Annotated in this window: 18 protein-coding genes and 1 pseudogene; 10 read left to right on the top strand and 9 right to left on the bottom strand. The window is 64.0% G+C overall.

Annotated features, from left to right (window positions below; genetic code table 11):
* Positions 1-256 (top strand): annotated as a pseudogene (locus tag NKI41_RS16985) (hypothetical protein); the annotation flags it as partial.
* A 38-nt stretch (positions 257-294) separates the two neighbouring features.
* On the opposite strand, the gene NKI41_RS16980 reads toward NKI41_RS16985, so the two are convergent.
* Together NKI41_RS16980 and NKI41_RS16975 are read right to left on the bottom strand one after the other, a co-directional pair.
* On the bottom strand, positions 295-2,037 hold the full coding sequence (locus NKI41_RS16980; protein ID WP_352684110.1) for a hydantoinase B/oxoprolinase family protein: 1,743 nt from the start codon (positions 2,035-2,037) through the stop codon (positions 295-297).
* A gap of 1 nt (position 2,038) precedes the next feature.
* Positions 2,039-4,123 carry a hydantoinase/oxoprolinase family protein gene (locus NKI41_RS16975; protein WP_352684108.1) on the bottom strand — a complete coding sequence of 695 codons (2,085 nt, stop codon included), beginning with the start codon at positions 4,121-4,123 and terminating at the stop codon, positions 2,039-2,041.
* Positions 4,124-4,341: 218 nt separating this feature from the next.
* On the opposite strand from NKI41_RS16975, the gene NKI41_RS16970 reads away from it, so the two are divergent.
* From NKI41_RS16970 to NKI41_RS16950, 5 genes are all read left to right on the top strand, one after another.
* Positions 4,342-5,169 (top strand): ferredoxin--NADP reductase, encoded by an 828-nt coding sequence (locus tag NKI41_RS16970; RefSeq protein ID WP_352684106.1) that lies wholly within the window; start codon positions 4,342-4,344, stop codon positions 5,167-5,169.
* A gap of 162 nt (positions 5,170-5,331) precedes the next feature.
* A complete protein-coding gene (gene deoC / locus NKI41_RS16965) occupies positions 5,332-6,381 on the top strand; it encodes a deoxyribose-phosphate aldolase (protein ID WP_352473098.1) in 1,050 nt (349 codons plus the stop codon).
* 13 nt (positions 6,382-6,394) lie between these two features.
* Positions 6,395-8,767 carry an aldehyde dehydrogenase family protein gene (locus NKI41_RS16960; protein WP_352684104.1) on the top strand — a complete coding sequence of 791 codons (2,373 nt, stop codon included), beginning with the start codon at positions 6,395-6,397 and terminating at the stop codon, positions 8,765-8,767.
* Positions 8,768-8,942: 175 nt separating this feature from the next.
* On the top strand, positions 8,943-9,674 hold the full coding sequence (locus NKI41_RS16955; RefSeq protein ID WP_352684102.1) for an SDR family oxidoreductase: 732 nt from the start codon (positions 8,943-8,945) through the stop codon (positions 9,672-9,674).
* Positions 9,675-9,840: 166 nt separating this feature from the next.
* Entirely contained in the window at positions 9,841-10,686 is an 846-nt protein-coding gene (locus NKI41_RS16950) for a fumarylacetoacetate hydrolase family protein (RefSeq protein ID WP_352684100.1), read from the top strand.
* A 105-nt stretch (positions 10,687-10,791) separates the two neighbouring features.
* Here the strand turns inward: NKI41_RS16950 and NKI41_RS16945 are convergent, their stop codons facing one another.
* From NKI41_RS16945 to NKI41_RS16915, 7 genes are all read right to left on the bottom strand, one after another.
* Positions 10,792-11,790: an ABC transporter ATP-binding protein gene (locus tag NKI41_RS16945; protein ID WP_352527632.1), complete on the bottom strand. Its 999-nt coding sequence runs from the start codon at positions 11,788-11,790 to the stop codon at positions 10,792-10,794.
* 15 nt (positions 11,791-11,805) lie between these two features.
* Positions 11,806-12,861, bottom strand: a complete 1,056-nt coding sequence (locus NKI41_RS16940) for a Gfo/Idh/MocA family protein (protein WP_352684098.1) — start codon at positions 12,859-12,861, stop codon at positions 11,806-11,808.
* A gap of 1 nt (position 12,862) precedes the next feature.
* A complete protein-coding gene (locus NKI41_RS16935; RefSeq protein ID WP_352614241.1) occupies positions 12,863-13,330 on the bottom strand; it encodes a DUF4304 domain-containing protein in 468 nt (155 codons plus the stop codon).
* Positions 13,327-14,166, bottom strand: a complete 840-nt coding sequence (locus NKI41_RS16930; protein ID WP_023718923.1) for a carbohydrate ABC transporter permease — start codon at positions 14,164-14,166, stop codon at positions 13,327-13,329. The genes NKI41_RS16935 and NKI41_RS16930 overlap by 4 nt, the downstream gene beginning before the upstream one ends.
* Before the next feature lie 12 nt (positions 14,167-14,178).
* Positions 14,179-15,102: a carbohydrate ABC transporter permease gene (locus NKI41_RS16925; RefSeq protein WP_023718922.1), complete on the bottom strand. Its 924-nt coding sequence runs from the start codon at positions 15,100-15,102 to the stop codon at positions 14,179-14,181.
* Positions 15,103-15,340: 238 nt separating this feature from the next.
* Entirely contained in the window at positions 15,341-16,600 is a 1,260-nt protein-coding gene (locus NKI41_RS16920; RefSeq protein WP_352449606.1) for an ABC transporter substrate-binding protein, read from the bottom strand.
* A gap of 2 nt (positions 16,601-16,602) precedes the next feature.
* Positions 16,603-17,562 carry an N-acetylmuramic acid 6-phosphate etherase gene (locus NKI41_RS16915; RefSeq protein ID WP_352684095.1) on the bottom strand — a complete coding sequence of 320 codons (960 nt, stop codon included), beginning with the start codon at positions 17,560-17,562 and terminating at the stop codon, positions 16,603-16,605.
* 200 nt (positions 17,563-17,762) lie between these two features.
* Here NKI41_RS16915 and NKI41_RS16910 point away from each other — a divergent pair, with 200 nt between their 5' ends.
* From NKI41_RS16910 to nagA, 4 genes are read left to right on the top strand one after another with little or no spacing between them, the layout of a single operon-like run.
* Positions 17,763-18,644: a glucosamine kinase nucleotide-binding domain-containing protein gene (locus NKI41_RS16910; protein ID WP_352472799.1), complete on the top strand. Its 882-nt coding sequence runs from the start codon at positions 17,763-17,765 to the stop codon at positions 18,642-18,644.
* The gene (locus NKI41_RS16905) at positions 18,641-19,423 is read left to right on the top strand and encodes a GntR family transcriptional regulator (RefSeq protein WP_352684093.1); all 783 of its coding nucleotides are present in this window, start codon (positions 18,641-18,643) and stop codon (positions 19,421-19,423) included. The genes NKI41_RS16910 and NKI41_RS16905 overlap by 4 nt, the downstream gene beginning before the upstream one ends.
* Positions 19,420-20,451 carry an SIS domain-containing protein gene (locus NKI41_RS16900; RefSeq protein WP_352472801.1) on the top strand — a complete coding sequence of 344 codons (1,032 nt, stop codon included), beginning with the start codon at positions 19,420-19,422 and terminating at the stop codon, positions 20,449-20,451. The genes NKI41_RS16905 and NKI41_RS16900 overlap by 4 nt, the downstream gene beginning before the upstream one ends.
* Positions 20,448-21,620 carry an N-acetylglucosamine-6-phosphate deacetylase gene (nagA, locus tag NKI41_RS16895; RefSeq protein ID WP_352684090.1) on the top strand — a complete coding sequence of 391 codons (1,173 nt, stop codon included), beginning with the start codon at positions 20,448-20,450 and terminating at the stop codon, positions 21,618-21,620. The genes NKI41_RS16900 and nagA overlap by 4 nt, the downstream gene beginning before the upstream one ends.
* Position 21,621 lies beyond the last annotated feature (1 nt).

The raw sequence follows: 21,621 nt of genomic DNA, 5'->3' as shown, positions 1-21,621 counted from the left end.
TCTTGGGGGGGGGGGGCGGTACGGGTGGCGGGGCTGCGCCGCGGGCTTCAGGTTCAGGGGGGTCTGGGTGTGGGGGGCGGGGCCCTGGGCGGGCGCCTGCGGCGCGGCCGGCCTCGGCGACCTCGCCATCCGCTACGGCTACCAGCGCTTCGAGACGTCCGTCATGATCGCCGTTGTCATTGTGCTGATCATCCTGGTCTGCGGCATCCAGTGGGCCGGCGACCGGCTGGTCGCGAGGCTGGACCACCGCAACTGATCGTTGGCCGCAAATGAGGGAAATCCGGGGCCGCGCCGTCAGCCGGCGCGCCTCTTTTCCGTGGCTGCCCGGTCGATCCCCAATCCATCCGCCGAGAGAGCGACGCCGAACTTTTCGGCGGCTTCTGCGGGCGTGTAATAGCCCAGCGCGACATCCCTCGACACCAGATCGGCGTCCCGCTGCAACGGATCGCCGTAGCCGCCGCCGCCCGGTGTGCCGACGCGCACGCGGTCGCCTGCCTTCAGCGCGATGTCCTGTTCCTTTGAGAGGTGCGGCGGCACATGTTCCTCGCCGTTGCGGAACACAGTCACCGTGTTGACCGCGCCGTCCTTGCCGCCGAGCGCGCCTTGCGGGCCGAACCGGCCGTGATCCATGACGAAAGAGGCGCGGGCGTCGCCGCGCAGGATCTCTACCTCATAGGCGAGCCCAAACCCGCCGCGGTGCTTGCCGGCGCCACCCGAGCCTTCGCGCAGCGCGTAATGCCGGTAGAGCACCGGGAAGGCCTGCTCCATGATCTCGACCGGCGGCGACTTGGAGATGCCGATGGTAGAGCAGCCATTGGTCAGGCCGTCGTGACCGGCATTGCCGCCATAGCCGCCGCCGGAGATCTGGTACATGACATAATCGCGGCCACGGACCGGATCGTTGCCGCCGAGCGCGAAATTGCCGCTGGAGCCAGCCGGAGCCGCCGTCACCCTGTCCGGCAGGGCCTGCACCATCGCCGCGAACACCGCCTCGGCGATGCGCTGCGAAACCTCAGCCGCGCAGCCCGATACCGGCCGCGGATATTTGGCGTCGAGGAAGGTGCCTTCCGGCCGCTTGACGATCAGCGGCTCGAAGGCGCCGGCGCTGATCGGCACATCGGGGAAAATGTGCCGCATGGCGAGATAGACCGAGGACAAGGTCGTCGCCAGCACGCTGTTCATCGGCCCAGCGCAGGGCTGTGATGAGCCCGAGAAGTCGAAGCTGAGCGTGTCGCCCTGTTTTTCGGCCGCCAGCGCGATAGTCAGCGGCTCGTTTACCACGCCGTCTGAATCGACGAAGGCCTGCGAGCGATAGATTCCGTCGGGAATGGCCGATATGTTGACGCGCATCTGTTCAGCGGCGCGGCGCCGCAATTCGGCGATCGCTTCGACAACCGTTTCATCTCCGTAACGATCCAGGATTCCATTAAGCCTGTCCTGGCCGATCAGCAGTGCCGCCGCCTGCGCGCGGATATCGCCAATGCGCTGGTCGGCGACACGGATGTTGGAGCAGATGATGGCGTAGATCTCCGGGTCGAGCACGCCCTTCTTGAACAGTTTCACCGGCGGCAACCGCAAGCCTTCCTGCTCGACCGCCGTTGCCGAGGCGGAGAATCCGCCCGGCACCGAACCGCCAATGTCGGGCCAATGGCCGGTGTTCGAAAGCCAGCAGAATATCCTGCCGTCGCGGTAGACCGGCATGGCGAAGCGCACATCCATGAGATGGGTGCCGCCGAGATAGGGATCATTGACGATGTAGATATCGCCCGGCTCGGGCGGCAGGCAGCGTCCGTCGGCGATCATCTCGATCACGGTTTTGGTCGAATACTGCATGACGCCGACGAACACCGGCAGGCCCTGGCTGCCTTGCGCGATCAGCGAACCATCGAGCGCCGAATAGATGCCATCCGAACGGTCATTGGCCTCGGCGATGACAGGCGAGAACGCGGCGCGCGAAAATGTCAGGTCCATTTCGTCGCAGACTTGCTGTAGCGCCGCCTGGATGACCGAAAGGGTGATGGCGTCGAGTTTTTCCATCTCAGGCCTCGCCGATATCGATGATGATGTTGCCGTCGGCATCCGATCGCGCCCGGTCGCCGGGCTCCAGCACAGTCGTCGCGTCCATCTGTTCGAGGATCGCCGGCCCCATGATGACTGCGCCGAGCGGCAGCTTTTCCCTGCTGTAGACCGGCGTATCGTACCAGCGCCCGCCATACCAGACCGGCCGGATTTCGCGCCGCGCCTCTTCGAGCGTTTTGGCGCGCCCAGCCGGATCGATCAGCCGGGACAGATCGATGGTCGGCCGCACGCCGGTGACCGAGGTGTTGAGATTGACCAGATTGGCGCGGATCTCGGGTAGCTCGACCTTGAAGCGGGCGAAATAGGCCTTGTCGAACAGTTGCTGCAGTCCCTCGCGTGTCATCGCAGACGACGGCAGCGGCACGTTTATGATATGCGTCTGGCCGACGAACTGCATGTCGGCGGAATGCGTGAAACGGATTGCTTCCGGCTTCACCGCTTCCTTGCCGATCAGCTCCTCGCCTTCGTTTCGGTGCCGTTCCAATGTCTCGTGGAGCTGGGTTTCATCGAGACTGGCCACCGGCTGGTTGACCGTGTTGACGAAATCATGGCGCAGATCGGCGACGACGCAGCCGAGAGCATTGGTGATGCCCGGCCGCGCCGGCACCAGCACTTTCGGCAGGCCTAGTTCGCGCGCCAGTGCCGTCGCATGCAGCGGCCCGGCGCCGCCGAAGGCGAACAGCGCGAAATCGCGCGGGTCATGGCCGCGCGACACCGAGACCATGCGAATGGCGCCGGCCATCTTCACGTTGCCGAGCCGCAGCACCGCACCCGCCGCCTCGACGCCGGACAGGCCGATAGGTCGGCCGATCCTGTCCTCGAATATGCCGGTGACCCGTTCGACGGTGACCGGGTTTTCCACCGCAAGCAGCTTTTTCGGCGCCAGCCGGCCAAGCACCAGATTGGCGTCGGTGATGGTCGGCTCCAAGCCGCCGCGTCCGTAGCAGATCGGGCCGGGATTGGCGCCGGCGCTTTCCGGGCCGATCTGGATCAGGCCGGCCGCATCGACGCGGGCGATCGAGCCGCCGCCGGCGCCGACCGTATGCACCGCCACCATCGGCACGTGGATCGGCATCGCATATTCGATCTCGATCTCGTTCGACACCGCCGGCTCGGCGTTGCGGATCAGCGCCACGTCGGTCGAGGTGCCGCCCATGTCGTAGGTGACCAGATTTTCGAAGCCGGCGCGTTTTCCGGTATAGGCGGCAGCGATGACACCGGAAGCGGGGCCGGACATGACGGTCTTGGCCGACTCACGTGTGACAAAGCGGGCCGAGATCATGCCGCCATTGCCGTTCATGATCAGGAAGTCGCGGGCGTAGCCTTTTGACGCCAGCTCCTTGCGCAGCCGCTCGACATAGCGTTCGAGGATTGGCTGCACCGAGGCGTTGACCGAAGCGGTGACGCCGCGCTCGAATTCGCGCGCTTCCGAAAGCAGGGCGTGGCCTGTCGTGATGTAGCCGTTCGGCCAAAGCTCCCCTGCGATCTCGGCGGCGCGCCGCTCATGCGCCGGGTTGGCGTAGGAATGCAGGAAATGGATGACCAGGGATTCGCAGCCGGCTGCGATCAGTTGTGAAATCGCTGTCCGCATATCGGCCTCGTCGAGCGGGATGCGCACCGCGCCCGAGGCCTCGACCCGCTCCGACACTTCGAGCCGCAGATTGCGCGGAATGATCGGGACGAAGGTGCCCGTCATGCCATAGGCCTGCGGCCGTGTCCGCCGGCCAAGCTCGATGACGTCGCGAAAGCCGCGCGTGGTGATCATGCCGGTCTTGGCCAGCCGGCGCTCCAGCACCGCGTTGGTAGTCGTCGTCGTGCCGTGCACGATGAGGTCGATGCCGTCGACCGGAAAGCCGGTGGCGCCAAGTGCCGAAACGACGCCGAACGCCTGGTTGTCGACTGTCGTCGGGGTCTTGGCGATATGCACCCGGCCACCGTCACGGCCGTCGATCAGAAGGAGGTCGGTAAAAGTTCCGCCGACATCGATGCCGGCGACGACGCCGCCAGTCGAATCCAGCGCTCGCGCCGAAAAATTCTGTCCCATTGTCGAAACCCGAAATGCCCGAACTGCCTACATGCCTTAGTTTGGAAAGCTGTTTTACGGCGGCGTCTTGACGCAAATATCGTTTGTATACTAATAAATTCCGGACACAAGAGCTTACCGCTTCGGAGTGTGCAAACGGCACGCTGGAACCTGACCGGTTCGGGCGCGCAGATGGAGATTTGGCGCCGGCGCTGAGCCGGCCCAGAAGGTTAGGTTTGATGAACACCACATCCGCGTTCAACACTGCCGGCGCCCGGCCGCTGCAGTTCCCGATACCGGCCAATGTCTATGCCGAAACCGTCGTCTCGGTGAAGCATTATACCGACCGGCTGTTTTCGTTCCGCATCACCCGGCCGCAGTCGCTGCGCTTCCGCTCCGGCGAATTCGTCATGATCGGCCTGCCCAATGCCGAGAAGCCAGTGTTCCGCGCCTATTCGATCGCCAGCCCGTCCTGGGACGACGAACTCGAATTCTTCTCGATCAAGGTGCCGGACGGCCCGCTTACCTCGGAGCTGCAGAAAATCGAGATCGGCGATACCGTCATCATGCGGCAGAAGTCGACCGGCACGCTGGTGGTCGACGCGCTGACGCCGGCCAAGCGCCTGTTCATGATCTCGACCGGCACCGGCATTGCTCCATTCGCCAGCCTGCTGCGCGATCCCGACACCTATGAGAAGTTCGAGCAGGTGGTGCTGACCCATACCTGCCGCGACAATGCCGAGCTCACCTACGGCCAGGAGCTGGTGACAGCGCTTGAGAAGGACCCGCTGATCGGCGAACTGACCGGCGGCCGCGTCACGCTGTATAATTCGACGACGCGCGAGACCTCCGTGCGCATGGGCCGCATCACCGCGCTGATCGGCTCGGGCAAATTCTACACCGATCTCGGCATCGACAGGCTCAATCCCGAGACCGACCGCATCATGATCTGCGGCTCGATGCATATGCTCAAGGACGTCAAGGAACTGGCCGAAAGCCTCGGCTTCCAGGAAGGCTCGCTGCACCATCCGGCAAGCTTCGTCGTCGAGCGCGCCTTCGTCGGCTGAGACGCGCAGCTCAGCGTCCACTGGTTCGAGACCCTGATTTTGATCATGCGGTCAAAAATCGGCTGCCTTGACCGCCTTTTTCCGCTATGACTGCTTGAAGGACTCGTGAAGCGCTGCTTCACGGTCTATCTTCGGCATAAGTCGCTGAACAAGGGGCAGGAGATGAGCAGCACAATCCGCGAAACCGATCTCGGCACGTCCAAGATCACGCCGCTGCCGGCGCGCGCCGCCGCCAATGCGCCGATGCCGCAAGCCCATGGCATTGCTCGCAATCCCGGCATGAGGCTCGATCTCGGCTTCATGGAATCGATGCGCGGCGTCAACCGCTCGGCGCTGGAACGCCGCGTCGCCAGCCTGACCAAAAGACGCTCGATCAAGGCCGATAACCAGGCGGCCTGGCTGCTGCGCGCCGTCGCCTGCATGGACCTGACGACGCTGAACTCGAACGACACGGAAGAGCGTGTGCGCAGGCTCTGTGCCAAGGCGGTCAACCCGTTCCGTCGCGACATCGTCGAGGGGCTGGGCATTACTGGTGAAAAGATCCGCCCGGCGGCGGTCTGCGTCTATCATCCCTTCGTCGCCACCGCCGTAGAAGCGCTGCGCGGCAGCGGCGTCCATGTCGCCGCCGTTTCGACCGCCTTCCCGCATGGCCTTGCACCGCTTTCGACGCGCCTGCAAGAGATCGAAGCATCGGTCCGCGACGGCGCCGACGAGATCGACGTCGTCATCCCGCGCGGCCTGGTATTCGCGGCGAAATGGCAGGAGCTCTATAACGAGATCGTCTCGATGCGCGCCGCTTGCGGCGAGGCGCATCTGAAGGTGATCCTCGGTACCGGCGACCTCGCCACGCTGCGCAACGTCATGCTCGCCTCGATGGTGGCGATGATGGCGGGTGCAGATTTCATCAAGACCTCGACCGGCAAGGAAAGCGTCAACGCGACGCTGCCGGTCGGCCTTGCCATGGTGCGCGCTATCCGCGCCTATTTCGAGGAAACCGGCTATCTCATCGGCTTCAAGCCGGCCGGTGGCATTTCCACGGCAAAAGCCTCGCTCGATTGGCTGGTGCTGATGAAAGAAGAACTGGGCCGGCCGTGGCTGGAGCCGGAGCTGTTCCGCTTCGGAGCATCGAGCCTTTTGACCGATATCGAGCGCCAGCTCGAGCATCATCTGACCGGCCACTACTCGGCCAATCATCGCCACGCGATGGCGTGATTCGGAGCACTTCATGAACATCCTCGAACGCTATCACGCCATGGAATACGGCCCGGCGCCGGAGGCGCGCAACGAGGCCGATGCGTGGCTTGCCGCGCGGGATTTCGGCAAAGCGCTGTTCATCGGCGGCGACTGGAAGGCAGCCAGCGGAGGCAAAACCTTCGACACCAGCGATCCGTCCTCGGGAAAGCTGCTGGCCAAGGTGTCGGATGCCGGTGCCGCCGAGATCGACGCGGCGGTTGCGGCGGCCACAAAAGCGCTGCCGAAATGGAGCGCCAGCACCGGCCACAGCCGAGCCAAAGTGCTCTATGCCATCGGCCGCGCCATGCAACGCCACCAACGGCTGTTCGCGGTGCTGGAATCGATCGACAATGGCAAGCCGATCCGCGAAAGCCGCGACATCGACGTGCCGCTGGCGATCCGCCATTTCATCCATCATGCCGGCTGGGCGCAGGCGCTGGACAGGGATTTTCCCGGCCACAAGGCCGTCGGCGTCGTCGGCCAGATCATCCCGTGGAACTTCCCGCTCTTGATGCTCGCCTGGAAGATCGCGCCGGCGCTCGCTGCGGGCTGCACCGTGGTGCTCAAACCCGCGGAATTCACGCCGCTCACCGCGATCCTGTTTGCCGAGATCTGCGGACGCGCCGGCGTGCCGAAGGGCGTCGTCAACATCGTCCAGGGCGGGCCGGAGGCGGGCGCGACCATCGTCAACCATCCCGGCGTCCAGAAGATTGCCTTCACCGGTTCGTCCGAGGTCGGCAAGATCATCCGCAAGGCCACTGCCGGCTCGGGCAAAAAACTGTCGCTGGAGCTTGGCGGCAAGTCGGCATTCGTGGTTTTCGAGGATGCCGACCTCGACAGCGCCGTCGAGGGTCTGGTCGACGGCATCTGGTTCAACCAGGGCCAGGTGTGCTGTGCCGGCTCGCGCCTTCTGGTGCAAGAAGGCATCGCCGACGCCTTCATCGCCAAGGTCAAGACGCGGATGAGCCGGCTGCGCGTCGGCAGTCCGCTCGACAAGAACACCGATATCGGCCCGCTGGTCGATTTGACTCAGCTCGATCGCGTCAAGGGCCTGATCGCCGAAGGCGCCAAGCAGGGCGCGATCTGCTGGCAGCCGGACTCGGCACTGCCCGCCGCGGGCTATTACCATCTGCCAACGCTGGCGACAGGTGTTTCGCCGGCTAACATCCTGGCACAGGAAGAGGTGTTCGGGCCGGTGCTCGCCACTATGACCTTCCGCAACACCGAGGAAGCGATCGAGCTCGCCAACAACACACGCTATGGCCTGGCCGCTTCGGTGTGGAGTGAGAACATCAATCTTGCCCTGCACGTCGCGCCGCAATTGAAGGCCGGCGTCGTCTGGGTCAACGGCACCAATATGTTCGACGCCTCCTGCGGCTTCGGCGGCTACCGCGAGAGCGGCTTTGGTCGTGAAGGCGGGCGCGAGGGCATGTTCGAATATCTCTCGGCAAAACTGCCGCTCGGCCCGATCATCAAACCGGCAACGTCTTCGGCCCAACCTGTCGAGCAGGCGGAAGGTGGCGCCATCGACCGCACGGCAAAGCTGTTCATCGGCGGCAAGCAGGTCCGGCCGGACGGCAATTATTCCTTCGCCATCGCCAGCGCCAAGGGCAAGCTTGCCGGCGAGATCGGTCTCGGCAACCGCAAGGATATCCGTGACGCCGTCGCGGCCGCGCGCGCCTGCAAGGCCTGGCCGGAGGCGACCGCCTACAACCGTAGCCAGGTGCTCTATTACCTGGCCGAAAACCTTTCCGGCCGCGCAGACGAGTTTGCCGCCCGTTTGACCCAGCTCACCGGCGCGACCGCCAAGGCGGCGCGTGACGAGGTCGAGCTGTCGATCGAGCGCCTTTTCCTCTATGCCGGCTTGGCCGACAAATTCGAGGCCCGCGTCCACCAGCCGCCGGCCCGCGCCGTCACATTGGCGCTGCACGAGCCAGTCGGCGTCGTCGGCATCATCGCGCCGGACAATGCGCCTCTGCTTGGCCTGATCTCGCTGGTGGCGCCGGCGCTTGCCATGGGCAACACCGTAGTCGCAGTGCCATCCGAAAAATACCCGCTGCTTGCCACCGACCTCTACCAGGTCATCGAATATTCCGACGTTCCGGCAGGCGCCATCAATATCGTCACCGGCCGTAGCGCCGAGCTTGCCGGCGTATTAGCCAAGCATGACGATGTCGACGGGCTCTGGGTGTTCGCCGATGCCGAGACTTGCGCCAAGGCCGAGGCCGAGTCCATCGGCAATCTCAAACGCGTCTGGACCGGCAACGGCCACAGCTTCGACTGGCCCTCGAACGAAGCAGCCGGCGATGCCTTGCTGCGCCGTGCGATCGAGGTCAAGAACGTCTGGGTGCCCTACGGCGACTGAGTGCCCCGGAGAGACGTCCGGGCTTGACGGGCCAAAAGATGTTCTTTACCGAGAAAAAACATTTGGCTGGCAGGCGAATATCGAAACAGGCGGGATGGTAGTGCCCGGCTGGCACATTGCGCCCCGGCCTTGCGCCGGTAAAGCCGAACGACCACAGACGGGCGAGGAGAAAAGCATGGCGGATCTGACAGGCAAAATCGTTGTCGTCACGGCGGCGGCGCAAGGCATCGGCCGGGCGAGCGCGCTGGCGTTCGCCAAGGTCGGCGCCGTCGTCCATGCCACCGACATCAACGAGGTGGTGCTCGCCGACCTCGGCAAGACGCCCGGTATCAAGACCCGCAAGCTCGACGTGCTGAACGACGAGGCGGTGAACGCCGCGTTTGCCGAGATCGGCGCCGTGGACGTGCTGTTCAATTGCGCCGGCTTCGTCCATTCCGGCTCGATCCTCGAGATGAAGGACGGCGATCTCGACTTTGCCTATGATCTCAATGTCCGCTCGATGATCCGCACCATCCGCGCCGTGCTGCCCGGCATGCTGGAGCGCGGCGACGGCTCGATCATCAACATGGCATCGCTGGCCAGTTCGACCAAGGGCGTGCCGAACCGCTTCGTATATGGCCTAACCAAGGCAGCCGTCATCGGCCTGACCAAGTCGGTCGCCGCCGACTATGTCGGCAAGGGCATACGCTGCAATGCGATCTGTCCGGGCACAGTCGAAAGCCCGTCGCTGCAGGACCGCATGCATGCGCAGGGCGACTACGAAGCAGCTCGCGCCGCCTTCATCGCCCGCCAGCCGATGGGCCGCCTCGGCACGCCCGAGGAAATCGCCGACCTCGCCGTCTATCTGGGCGGCGCCACCTATACGTCGGGGCAGGCTTATAATATCGACGGTGGCTGGTCGATCTAAGAGGCCATTTGAAAACCCTACTCCGCCGGGCGCCTGACGCGGCTTTCTGCGCTTCCGGTGCTCACGTACTTTAAGTACGCTCCGCTCCGGTTCTCGAAACCCACGCCATTCGCCGCAGCGGAGCGAGTTTGCAAACGGCCTCTGGTCGCAACTGGGAGAAAACTGCATGAAACTGCTGCGCTATGGCGAGGCGGGGAGCGAACGCCCCGGCCTGCTCGATGCGGATGGAACGATCCGCGACCTCTCCGCCCATGTCACCGACATTGCCGGCAAGGCGCTTGACCCGGCATCGCTCGAGACATTGTCGAAGCTCGACCCGAAGACGCTACCGGCGGTTTCCGGCAAGCCACGCATCGGCGCCTGCGTCGCCGGCACCGGCAAATTCATCTGCATCGGTCTCAACTATTCCGACCATGCTGCCGAAACCGGCGCCACCGTGCCGCCGGAGCCGATCATCTTCATGAAGGCAAGCTCGGCTATTGTCGGGCCGAACGACGACGTGCTGATCCCGCGCGGCTCGGTGAAGACCGACTGGGAGGTCGAGCTCGGCGTGGTGATCGGCAAGACTGCAAAGTATGTCACCGAGGCCGAGGCGCTTGATTATGTCGCCGGCTACTGCGTCGCGCACGACGTCTCCGAGCGCGCCTTCCAGGCCGAGCGCCAGGGCCAGTGGACCAAGGGCAAGTCCTGCGACACGTTCGGGCCGATCGGCCCGTGGCTGGTGACCAAGGACGAGATCAAGGACCCGCAGAACATCCCGATGTGGCTGACGGTCAACGGCAAGACCATGCAGAACGGCTCGACCAAGACCATGGTCTTTGGCGTCGCTTATCTCGTCTCCTATCTCAGCCAGTTCATGTCGCTGCACCCGGGCGACATCATCTCTACCGGCACGCCGCCCGGCGTCGGCCTCGGCATGAAGCCGCCGGTCTTCCTGAAGCCCGGCGACGTGGTCGAGCTCGGTATCGAAGGGCTGGGCATCCAGAAGCAGACGTTCAAGGCGGATTTGTAGGCGGCGCTTTGCCTTCTCCCCTGGGGGCTAGCGTGCGCACACATCTGCTTCGGAGAGGTGTGCGCACGCTAGCCCACAAGGGGAGAAGGGGAGTCGGCACCTGCGCTATTTCAGCACCTTCCCATCAGCCCCAAACCGGTATGTCTTTGCCGGATCCGGCGTCGCGTAGAGCGTGGCACCCGGTTCGGCGTTATAGACGCCGAAGATGCGCACTGTGATCAAGCCGGCCTTCTCGCAGTCGAGATAGAGGTTGGTGTCGGCGCCAAGGTGCTCGGCATGGACAACCGTGCCTTTCCAGGCACCGGATTTCGGATCGACGGTCAGGTGCTCGGGACGGACACCGATGGTCTTGGCCGTCTCGCCAAGCCTGGCCCCGTCGACGAAGTTCATCTTCGGTGAGCCGATGAAGCCGGCGACGAATTCATTTGCCGGCGAATTGTAAAGCTCCATCGGTCCGCCGATCTGCTCGATCTTTCCCGCGTTCAGCACGACGATCTTGTCGGCCAGTGTCATCGCCTCGACCTGGTCGTGGGTGACATAGATCATCGTGGCCTTCAGCCGGCGATGCAATTGCGCGATCTCCAGCCTGGTGTTGACGCGCAGTGCGGCGTCGAGGTTCGACAGCGGCTCGTCGAACAGAAAAAGCTTGGGCTCACGCACCACGGCGCGGCCGATGGCGACGCGCTGGCGCTGGCCGCCGGACAACTCGGCCGGCCGCCTCGAGAGGTAGGGCTCCAGCGACAGCATCGAGGAAGCGATGCCGATGCGGCGGTCGATCTCGGCCGCCGGCGTGCCCGCCTGCTTGAGGCCGAGGCCCATATTGTTCTTCACCGTCAGATGCGGATAGAGCGCATAGGTCTGGAACACCATGGCGATACCGCGCTTGGCCGGCGGCGTTGCGGAGACGTCCGCACCGTCGATGACCACGCGGCCCGAGGTTGAGTCCTCCAGCCCGGCAATGACCCTGAGCAGCGTCGACTTTCCGCAGCCGGATGGACCGACGAAGACGACGAACTCGCCATCCGTCACCTCGAGGTTGATGCCCTTCAGCACCTCGACCGGCCCGAAGGCCTTTTTGACATTCTCGATATTCAGCGAGCCCACGGCGTCGTCCCTGTTCTAGAGTTTCACGGCGAGGCCGCTGCGCACGCTCTCGTCTGCGGCAAGGCAGACGGCGAGCGACTTCACCGCGTCGTCCATGTGACGGGTCAAGTCCAGATCCTCGCGGACCGACTTCAGCACAAACGCCTGTTCCAGGTCGCAGAGGTCCTGATGGCCGGGCTCGCCTTGCATCGACAGCATTTCGTCGGGTTTGGCGAACTTGCCATCCGCGCCGGTCGCCGCGCTGTGCAGGCGGATGGTCGAGGTCTTGGTGTGGGTGTCGATGTCGTCGGACCTGACACCCTCCTTCATGACGATCGACACGCAGCCATTGGGCGAGATCACGTCCTTGACGAAGAAAGCCGTCTCCGAAATCATCGGCCCCCAGCCGGCCTCGTACCAGCCGACCGAACCGTCGTCGAATAGCACCTGCAGATGACCGTAATTGTACATTGACGGCGCGATCTCGTCGCTCAGCCTCAGCCCCATGCCGCGCACCTCGACTGGCCTGGCGTCGGTGATCTGCAGCATCACGTCGAGATAATGCACGCCGCAATCGACGATCGGCGATGTCGTCTGCATCAACTGCTTGTGCGTCTCCCAGCTATGGCCGGAGGATTGCTGGTTGAGGTTCATGCGGAACACGTAAGGGCCGCCGAGCTTGCGCGCCTCGGCGATCAGCCGGATCCAGGACGGGTGATGGCGCAGGATGTAGCCGATCACCAGTTTTTTGCCGTTGGCCTTGGCTGCCGCGACCACGCGCTTTGCATCGGCGACCGTCGTTGCCAGCGGCTTTTCGACGAAGACATGGCAGCCGGCCTCGAATGCACTGACCGCATAGTCGGCATGGCTGTCGGAATAGGTAGCGATGCAGGCGACATCGGGCTTTTCGTCGCGTAGCGCCTCGTCGAAGGAACGCCGGATGGCGTAGGTCGAAAGCCCTTCCGGCAGCGGCACATCGGAGCGGTTGACCAGCGCGGCGATCTGGAATCCCGGATTGGTGTGATACGCCAACGCATGGCTGCGCCCCATATTGCCGAGGCCGGCGATGACAACGCGAAGGGGTTGGTCCATTTCAGTTTGCCTTTAGTAGAGCGCGGGCTTTCAGGTCCATCCTAATACTCGATCCATACTCACTGGCGATCTGCAGAGCAGCCTTTTCGCTTTCACAACGTGCCAGAAGTCCGAACCCGTATGTATCGACTCCCTCTTTGATCAGAGAAGACCTCCGGTCGTCCGGCAACGGACGATCCAGATCCAGCGCCTCGGTGAATGCCTTGGATTGCTCGCTAACCATCAGGGAGTTGACACGCCAGACGATATGACAGTTGTATTCCTTCGGTCGACGCTCGATCCCGAACCGAGTCAGCCAGACAGCTGCATTGAGATAGAACTGCGGTCCCCAGGCAGACTTCTGAAGGTTAAGCAGACAGACCGTTTCCGGCCATTCGCGATAATAGTTTGTTTTGCGAACGCCGCGGAATCTGTGGCGGATTGCCGACTCGGTGAGGCCTCGACTGATCGCGTCCCGACCCTCACTCACTTGACCGCTCCCGAAGTGATGCCGCGGATCAGCTGCCGCGAGAAGATGACGTAGAGGATCAGCACCGGCATGATCGCCAGCGACAGTGCCGCCAGGATGGCATTCCAGTTGGTGACGAACTGGCCGAGGAACAGTTGCGCGCCGAGCGTCACCGTCTTGGTTTCCTCCGACGGCGCCAGGATCAGCGGGAACCACAGATCGTTCCAGATCGGGATCATGGTGAAGACGGCGACCGTTGCCATAGATGGCCTGACCAGCGGCAACACCAGGCGGAAGAAGATGGTGTATTCCGATAGCCCGTCGATGCGGCCGGCGTTCTTCAGGTCGTCGGAGACCTGCTTCATGAATTCCGACAGGATGAAGACGGCAAGCGGCAGGCCCTGCGCCGTGTAGACCAGGATCAGCGCCGTCAGCGTGTTGACCAGCCCGCTCGCCACCATCAGCTGCAGGATGGCGACGGTGCCGAGGCGGATCGGGATCATGATGCCGAGCGCCAGATAGAGCCCCATCAGCGAATTGCCGCGGAAGCGGTATTCCGACAGCGCGAAGGCGGCCATGGCGCCGAACAAAAGCACGAAGAACAGCGAGGCGACGGTGACGACAAGGCTGTTCTGGAAATAGTGGATGAAGTCGCCCTGGCCGATCACCGTGGTGTAGCCGATCAGGTCGAAGGTCCCTGGCGTCGGCGGCGTCAGCGGCGCGCCGAAAATCCCTGCGCGCGATTTGAACGAATTCATGATCACGAGGATGACCGGAAAAAGCGCGATTGCGGTGTAGGTCAGAAGGATCGCATGCGCGCCGATGGTGCGGGGCAGCGAGCGGGTTGCGGTGCTCATGGTCGCGCTCCCCTAAAACTGGTAGCGACGCAAGCGCGTCTGTACGAGGAACAGATAGACGCAGACGCCGCCGAGGATGATCAGGAACATCATCGTGGCGATCGCCGCGCCCATGTTGGGATCGCCGACCTGCAGCTGGAAACCGAAGAAGGCGCGGTAGAGGAAGGTGCCGAGAATATCCGTTGAATAGTTCGGCCCGGCCAGCGCGCCTTGCGCGGTGTAGATCAGGTCGAAAGCGTTGAAGTTGCCGACGAAGGTCAGGATCGAGATGATGCCGATCGACGGCAGGATGAGCGGCAGCTTGATCTTCCAGAACTGCGCCATCCCAGTGATGCCGTCGCATTCGGCCGCTTCGATCACCTCTTCGGGAATGGACAGCAGTGCCGCATAGATCAGCATCATCGGGATGCCGACGAACTGCCACACCGAGATCAGGCTGAGCGCGGTCAGCGCATATTGCGCCTTGCCGAGCCAGGGCGTGAACAGGCTTTTCAGGCCGACAAGGTCCATCATATGCGGCGCCACGCCCCATAGCGGCGACAGGATCAGCTTCCAGGCGAAGCCGACGATGACGAAAGACAGGATCGTCGGCACGAAGATCGCCGTGCGGTAGAAGGCGGAAAACCGTAGCCTGGGGCTGGACAGAAGTGCGGCCAAAAGGACGCCGATCGGGTTCTGCACCAGCATGTGGATGATGAAGAACCAGACATTGTTCCTGAGCGCGTTCCAGAAATTGACCGACCAGTTGGGATCACCGAACAGCATGCGGAAATTTTCCAGTCCGACGAAGACCTGCGACTGGTTGATGTTGCGGAACAGCGACAGCTGCAGCGTGCCGGCCAGCGGCAGGATCATGATCGCCGTATAGACCAGCAGCGCCGGCGCCAGGAAAACGCCGATATGCCAACGGAACGGTCTTTTCGGTGCTGCGGCCATGCGTTCGGTCCCCGCCGATCAGGTCTTGCTATTGCCGCCAAAGGGCGCGGCGCCTCCCTCCCCCTCGAGGGGAGGGTACCTCGCAAAGCGAGGCGGGTGGGGTCGGCAGAGGAGCACGCCATCGTCGTTCGACCGTGCTTTCCAGCAGCGATCAAGCCGCAGTCTGCCTCGACCGACCCCCTCTGTCGCCTTCGGCGACATCTCCCCCTCGAGGGGGGAGACAACGCTTCGCCGCGCTTTACTTGGCCGGCTTGTACCAGCTGTCGAGGCCGTCCTGCAGCTTCTTGGCGGCAGCTTCCGGCGTGTCGGTGCCGTTGATGACGTTGGCCGATTCAACCCACGTCTCGTTTTCGAGGTTCGGCGTGCCGCGCGACAGGATCTGGTAGGTCGAGCGGATCGTCGACTTGCACTTGCCGCGCCAGGAGACGAATTCCTGGGCCAGCGGGTCTTCCATCTTCACCGGGGTGTTGTTCAGGCTGAAGAAGCCCGGCAGCGCGTTGGCGTAGATGGTGGCGAAATCCGGCGAGGCCACCCAGGACAGGAAGGTCTTGGCCGCATCCGCGTTCTTCGAGGCCGCATTGAGGCCCATGCCGATGTCGGTGTGGTCGGAGATGTAGCAGGTGTCGCCGGCCTTCTGCACCGGCGGCGGGAAGGCGCCCATCTTGAACTGCGCCTGCGTGTTGAACAGGCCGATCTCCCACGAGCCGGCCGGGTAGATGGCGGCGCGACCGAGCGTGAACAGGTTCTGGCTGTCCGGATAGGTCTGCGCCTCGAAGCCGTCGCCGAGGTAGTCCTTCCACTTGGCCAGTTCCTTGAAGGGCTCGACCCACTGCGGATCGGTCAGCTTCTGCTCGCCCTTGATCAGCGCCAGGCGGCCTTCCTCGCCCTTCCAGTAGTTGGGGCCGATGTTCTGGTAGCCCATGGTCGCCGCTTCCCAGAGGTCCTTGGTGCCCATCGCCATCGGGATGTAAGTGCCGTCGGCCTTAATCTTGTCGAGCGCGGCGAAGAATTCGTCGCGCGTCTCCGGCACCTTGATGCCGAGCTTGTCGAAGGCGTCCTTGTTGTAGATGAAGCCATGGATGACGGAGGCCATCGGCACGCAGAAACTCGACTTGCCGTCGTCGGTCTGCCAGGCGGCCTTGGCGACGTCGGAGAAGTTCTCCATGCCGGGCAGGGTCGAGATGTCGGCGAGGTTGCCCTTCTTGAAGAGTTCCAGCGACTTGTCGAACGGGCGGCAGGTGATCAGGTCGCCGGCCGAGCCGGCGGCGAGCTTGGCGCCGAGGGCGGCGTCATATTCGGTCGGCGCCGACGGCGCGAACACCACCTTGATGCCCGGGTTCTTGGCTTCGAAGGCCGGGATCAGCTTGTCCTTCCAGATGGCAAGGTCGTCGCCGCGCCAGCTTTCGATGTTGAGCGTTACGTCGTCGGCATAAGCCACCCCGGCGGAGCCGAGAATGCTGGTGCCGAGAAGAAGTGCCGTCAGTAGCTTCGTTGTCATGCTCAGTCTCCCTGTTGACCTTTTTCAGGTTCGGTTTTGATGAGAACAGAGGCATTGCGCCCCTTGCTCCCCTCGATCGCGGAAAGGGCCGGCCGCAGCTTGTGGCCAGTCCCTTCCAATATCTTCTCGGCTGCATCGGCGCTGGCGGCGCCGGCGGCGAGCAGAATAGCGGTCTTGACGACGCCGCCGCTCCTTTCGAGCAGGCGCGCCGCCTCGTCCTTGTCGCGCCCGCTGACAGCGGCGACGATGCGTGCGGCGCGGTCGCGCAGCTTGATGTTGTCGGCCATGAGGTTGACCATGTAGCCGTCAAGGACATGGCCGAGATGGATGGCGGCGAGCGTCGACAGCATGTTGAGCGCGATCTTCTGGGCGGTGCCTGCGCCCATGCGCGTTGAGCCGGCAATCAGCTCTGGTGGCGTTTCGAGCAGGATGGCGATGTCGGCCAGCCGCAACAGCGGCGCATCCCTGTTGCTGGCGATGGCAATGGTCGCCGCACCGCGGCGCCTGGCGTCCTCGATCGCCCTGACTGCATAAGGTGTCGAGCCGCTGGCCGAGACGGCGATCAGGCAGTCGCCCTTGCCGATGCGGGCGGCGGCAACTGCTGCCGAAGCTTCCTCGGTGTCGTCCTCCGGCCCGCCGGCCAGTGTCTTGAAGGCCTCGTCGCCGCCGGCGATCAGGATGGCGATGCGGTCGCGTTGGATGCCGAAAGTGCCCGGCAGCTCAAGCGCATCGGCCAGTGCCATCAGGCCCGAACTGCCGGCAGCCGCATAGGCGAGCTTGCCGCCGCTTTTCAGTCTGCTTGCGATGATTTCGGCTGCCGCGGCAATAGCGGGAATGGCGCCGTGCACGGCCTTGGCGGCCTCGATCTGTGCGTTGGCCAAAGAGGAAAGGATGGCTTCCGGGGCCTGGATATCCAGTCCCTCGGCATTCTGGTGAAGCGCTTCGGTGCGCGTTTCGGCCATCCGCTTTCCTCCAATCGAGAAAACCATACCAAAAAAATACCACTTGTCCACACGCATTAATGAAATCCTTGCGGCGGTGCAGGCTTGCGAACGAAATTGGCTGATTTTCCAACAAACTAAGCCTTAACTTTTTTGAAACTGGAAATTAATCCTTGGCTATTGGTATTTTATTGGTATTATCCGCCCGGAGGAGAAATCGCGTGAAATTCGTGCTCGGCATCGATGGCGGCGGCACCAGCTGCAGGGCGGCCCTTGCAACGGCCGACGGCATCGTCCTCGGCCGCGCCAAAAGCGGTGCCGCCAACATCCGAACCGATCTCACCGGCGCCAGGACGAACATCGTCGACGCAGCGCAGCAGGCCTTTGTCGCCGCGGGCAAGGATCCCGCACTGATCCCGCAAACTCCGGCCGTTCTCGGTCTTGCCGGCGCCAATGTCGGCACCTACCGGCAGCAGCTCGAAGCGATCCTGCCGTTTCGCATCAGCCGTGTCGAGACCGACGCCGAGATCGCGCTGGAAGGCGCGGTTGGCTCCGGCGACGGCGCCATGGCCATACTCGGCACGGGCACCGCCTATATGGCACGCAAACAAGGCAAGTCGCGCGCCATCGGCGGCTGGGGGTTCCAGGTCGGCGACCAGGGCAGCGGCGCCCGTATCGGCCGCGACCTGCTCGAGCAGACGCTGCTCGCCTATGACGGCATCCGCCAGGGATCGCCGCTGACGGAGACCATGCTCGCCATCTTCCGTAACAATCCCGAGGATCTGGTCGAATTCACCACCAACGCCAAGCCCGGCGATTTCGGCGGCTTCGCGCCCAAGGTGTTCGAACATGCCGAAAAAGGCGACGTCGTCGCTATCTGGATCCTCGACAAGGCGGTCGCCGATGTCGAAGCAGCGCTTGGCGTGCTCGACCTGGGCGGCGGCGATCCGCTCTGCCTGCTCGGCGGGTTGGCGCCGCTTTACGCGCCGCGCCTGTCGGCCCGCTACCGGGCGCTGCTGAAACCGCCGCTCGACGACGCGCTGGGCGGCGCGGTTCAGATGGCGGCTCGGATTTTCGCAAACACGGCGGAGGCAGCTCGATGAGTGAGGCCGCCGACCAGATATTCGCGGCGCTGAAACAATCGTCGCAGAGTGGCGCGCCGCTCTATCTGCAGCTCAGGAAGAGTATCGAGGATGCGGTCAAACGCGGGCTGATCGGACCTGGCGATGCGCTGCCTTCCGAGCGCGACATCGCTAGCAAGGCCGACATTTCGCGCGTCACCGTGCGCAAGGCGGTGCAGGACCTGGTCAAGGGCGGCATCCTCGTCCAGCGCCATGGTTCCGGTACCTTCGTTGCGCCACGTATGGAGCGCGTCGAGCAGTCGCTGTCGATGCTGACCTCGTTTACCGAGGACATGGCACGGCGCGGCATGGCGGTGCGTTCGGCTTGGCTCGACCGCGGCCTCTATCCGCCGTCGCCCGACGAGATGATGGTGCTCGGCCTGGCATCGAACGAATTGGTTGCGCGCGTGGCGCGCCTTCGTATCGCCAACGACACGCCGCTGGCGATCGAGCGCGCCTCGCTATCGACAAGCGTGCTGCCCGATCCGACGGCGATTGGTTCGTCGCTCTACGCGGCGTTGGAAAAGACCGGCAACAGGCCGGTGCGGGCGGTGCAGCGCATTTCCGCCACCAACCTCGGCGATGGCGACGCACATCTGCTGGAAGTACCGCCGGGCATTGCCGGCCTGCACATCGAGCGTATCTCCTATCTGGCGAGCGGCAAGGTGATCGAGTTTACCCGCTCCATCTACAGGGGCGACGCCTATGATTTTGTCGCCGAACTCCGGCTGAGCGGGCCGGGCGAAGAGGGCCGGCCATGACCGCGACAACGACCCACATGCGGCGCGAGATCGAGGAGATCCCGGAGGCCACCGCCCGTCTGCTCGATGGCTCGGCCGCGGTGCTGACGGAAGCTGGACGCGGCATTCGCGAGCGCGACCCGAATTTCGTCGTCACCGTGGCGCGCGGCTCGTCCGACCATGCCGCGACCTTCATGAAATATGCCGTGGAGTTGACCGCCGGGCTGGCGGTTGCATCGGTCGGCCCGTCGATCGCCTCGATCTATGGCGCCAAGCTGAAGCTGGGCGGCTCGGCCTGCCTGGCGATCTCGCAGTCCGGCAAGAGCCCGGACATCGTTGCAATGGCGCAAGCGGCGAGGACCGGCGGTTCGCTGACCGTCGCCATCACCAACACCGCCGATTCGCCGCTGGCGCGGGCTTCGGACTACGCGATCGACATCCTGGCCGGACCGGAGCGCAGCGTCGCGGCGACGAAGACCTTCGTCAATTCAGCCGTCGCAGGACTCGCCTTGATGGCGCATTGCACCGGCGACGACAAACTTCTGGTGGCGCTCGCGCGCTTGCCGGAGCATTTTCGCAAGGCGATCGCCTGCGACTGGATGGCGCTGGCCGGGGCGCTGGAGACGCAAAAGTCGCTGTTCATTCTCGGTCGCGGCCCGTCGGCGGCGATCGCCAACGAGGCGGCGCTGAAATTCAAGGAAACCTGCGCCATGCATGCGGAAGCCTATAGTGCCGCCGAGGTCATGCACGGCCCGCTGGCGCTGGTCGGTCCCGGTTTCCCGGTGCTGGCGCTGGCTGCTCGCGATGCGTCCGAGCCATCGGTGGCCGATGCCGCCGACAGCCTGGCCGGCAAGGGCGCTGCCGTCTTTGTGACGTCGAACAAGGCAAAGAGCGCTCAGCGCCTGCCGCATGTCGCAACCGGTCATCCGCTGACCGACCCGCTGACGCTGATCGTGTCGTTCTATGGTTTCGTCGAGGCTTTTGCCCGCCATCGCGGCCTCGACCCCGACACGCCGCCCAATCTGCGCAAGGTAACGGAAACCCTATGAGCGACCGTTTTGCCCTGACTGGCGCCCGGATTTTCGATGGCGACGACTGGCACGACAATGCGGCGCTTGTCGTGCGCGACGGCCTCGTCGAGGCCATTGTTGCCGCCGGTGCCATTCCATCCGATGTTGCGCGTATCGAGACCGGTGGCGGCATGCTGGCGCCTGGCTTCGTCGATCTGCAGGTCAATGGCGGCGGCGGCGTCATGCTCAACGACCATCCGGACGTCGCCTCGATCGAGACCATCTGCCGGGCGCACGCACCCTTCGGCACGGCGGCGCTGTTGCCGACGCTGATCACCGACACGTCCGAGATCACCGCCGCGGCGGTTGCGGCCGGAGCCGAAGCGGCACGGAGGAAGGTGTCGGGGTTCCTGGGCCTGCACCTCGAAGGGCCGCATCTGTCGATCGCCCGCAAGGGCGCACATGACCCGGCTTTGATCCGGCCGATGCTAGACTCCGACCAGACGATGCTGATCGCCGCACGGAAAGACCTGCCCGTGCTGCTGACGACGGTGGCGCCCGAATCCGTCGAGGCCAGCCAGGTGTCGGCGCTTAGCAAGGCCGGCATTGTCGTCAGCATCGGCCATTCCGATACCGGCTATGCCACGGCTCGCGCCTTAGCCGAGGCCGGCGCAACGGTGGTCACCCATCTGTTCAATGCGATGAGCCAGATCGGCAATCGCGAGCCGGGGCTGGCGGGCGCCGCAATCGATACAGGCACATTCTATGCCGGCATCATCGCCGACGGTATCCATGTCGATCCGGCCACCATGGCCATCGCCTTGCGCGCCAAGCAGGGGCCGGGCAAGATCCTGCTCGTTACCGATGCCATGGCGACGATCGGCACCGACATGACCTCGTTCACGCTGAACGGCCGCACCATCCACCGCAAGGATGGCATGCTGACACTTGCCGACGGCACGTTGGCGGGCGCGGACCTCGACATGATTTCCGCAGTGCGCTTCATGCACCGCGTCGTCGGCCTCGACCTCGACGAAACCTTGCGCATGGCCTCGCTCTATCCGGCGCAGGCGATCGGCCAGTCGCACCGGCTCGGGCGCTTCGCCAACGGTACCGCGGCCAACATCGTTTCGCTGTCGGACGATCTGGACATTAAAAGCGTCTGGATCGATGGTGCCAGGGTTTTTGCAGGCAGCCCTGCTCGTTAGG

The organism is Mesorhizobium sp. M0601, assembly GCF_040320845.1.
Taxonomy (GTDB): Bacteria; Pseudomonadota; Alphaproteobacteria; order Rhizobiales; family Rhizobiaceae; genus Mesorhizobium.
This window is presented reverse-complemented; position numbering and strand designations above follow the sequence as displayed.

Excerpts from the sequence above, each read along its gene's own strand:
- NKI41_RS16980 (WP_352684110.1), bottom strand. The coding sequence starts at position 2,037 with ATGGAAAAACTCGACGCCATCACCCTTTCGGTCATCCAGGCGGCGCTA.
- NKI41_RS16975 (WP_352684108.1), bottom strand. The coding sequence starts at position 4,123 with ATGGGACAGAATTTTTCGGCGCGAGCGCTGGATTCGACTGGCGGCGTC.
- NKI41_RS16970 (WP_352684106.1), top strand. The coding sequence starts at position 4,342 with ATGAACACCACATCCGCGTTCAACACTGCCGGCGCCCGGCCGCTGCAG.
- deoC (WP_352473098.1), top strand. The coding sequence starts at position 5,332 with ATGAGCAGCACAATCCGCGAAACCGATCTCGGCACGTCCAAGATCACG.
- NKI41_RS16960 (WP_352684104.1), top strand. The coding sequence starts at position 6,395 with ATGAACATCCTCGAACGCTATCACGCCATGGAATACGGCCCGGCGCCG.
- NKI41_RS16955 (WP_352684102.1), top strand. The coding sequence starts at position 8,943 with ATGGCGGATCTGACAGGCAAAATCGTTGTCGTCACGGCGGCGGCGCAA.
- NKI41_RS16950 (WP_352684100.1), top strand. The coding sequence starts at position 9,841 with ATGAAACTGCTGCGCTATGGCGAGGCGGGGAGCGAACGCCCCGGCCTG.
- NKI41_RS16940 (WP_352684098.1), bottom strand. The coding sequence starts at position 12,861 with ATGGACCAACCCCTTCGCGTTGTCATCGCCGGCCTCGGCAATATGGGG.
- NKI41_RS16930 (WP_023718923.1), bottom strand. The coding sequence starts at position 14,166 with ATGAGCACCGCAACCCGCTCGCTGCCCCGCACCATCGGCGCGCATGCG.
- NKI41_RS16925 (WP_023718922.1), bottom strand. The coding sequence starts at position 15,102 with ATGGCCGCAGCACCGAAAAGACCGTTCCGTTGGCATATCGGCGTTTTC.
- NKI41_RS16920 (WP_352449606.1), bottom strand. The coding sequence starts at position 16,600 with ATGACAACGAAGCTACTGACGGCACTTCTTCTCGGCACCAGCATTCTC.
- NKI41_RS16915 (WP_352684095.1), bottom strand. The coding sequence starts at position 17,562 with ATGGCCGAAACGCGCACCGAAGCGCTTCACCAGAATGCCGAGGGACTG.
- NKI41_RS16905 (WP_352684093.1), top strand. The coding sequence starts at position 18,641 with ATGAGTGAGGCCGCCGACCAGATATTCGCGGCGCTGAAACAATCGTCG.
- NKI41_RS16900 (WP_352472801.1), top strand. The coding sequence starts at position 19,420 with ATGACCGCGACAACGACCCACATGCGGCGCGAGATCGAGGAGATCCCG.
- nagA (WP_352684090.1), top strand. The coding sequence starts at position 20,448 with ATGAGCGACCGTTTTGCCCTGACTGGCGCCCGGATTTTCGATGGCGAC.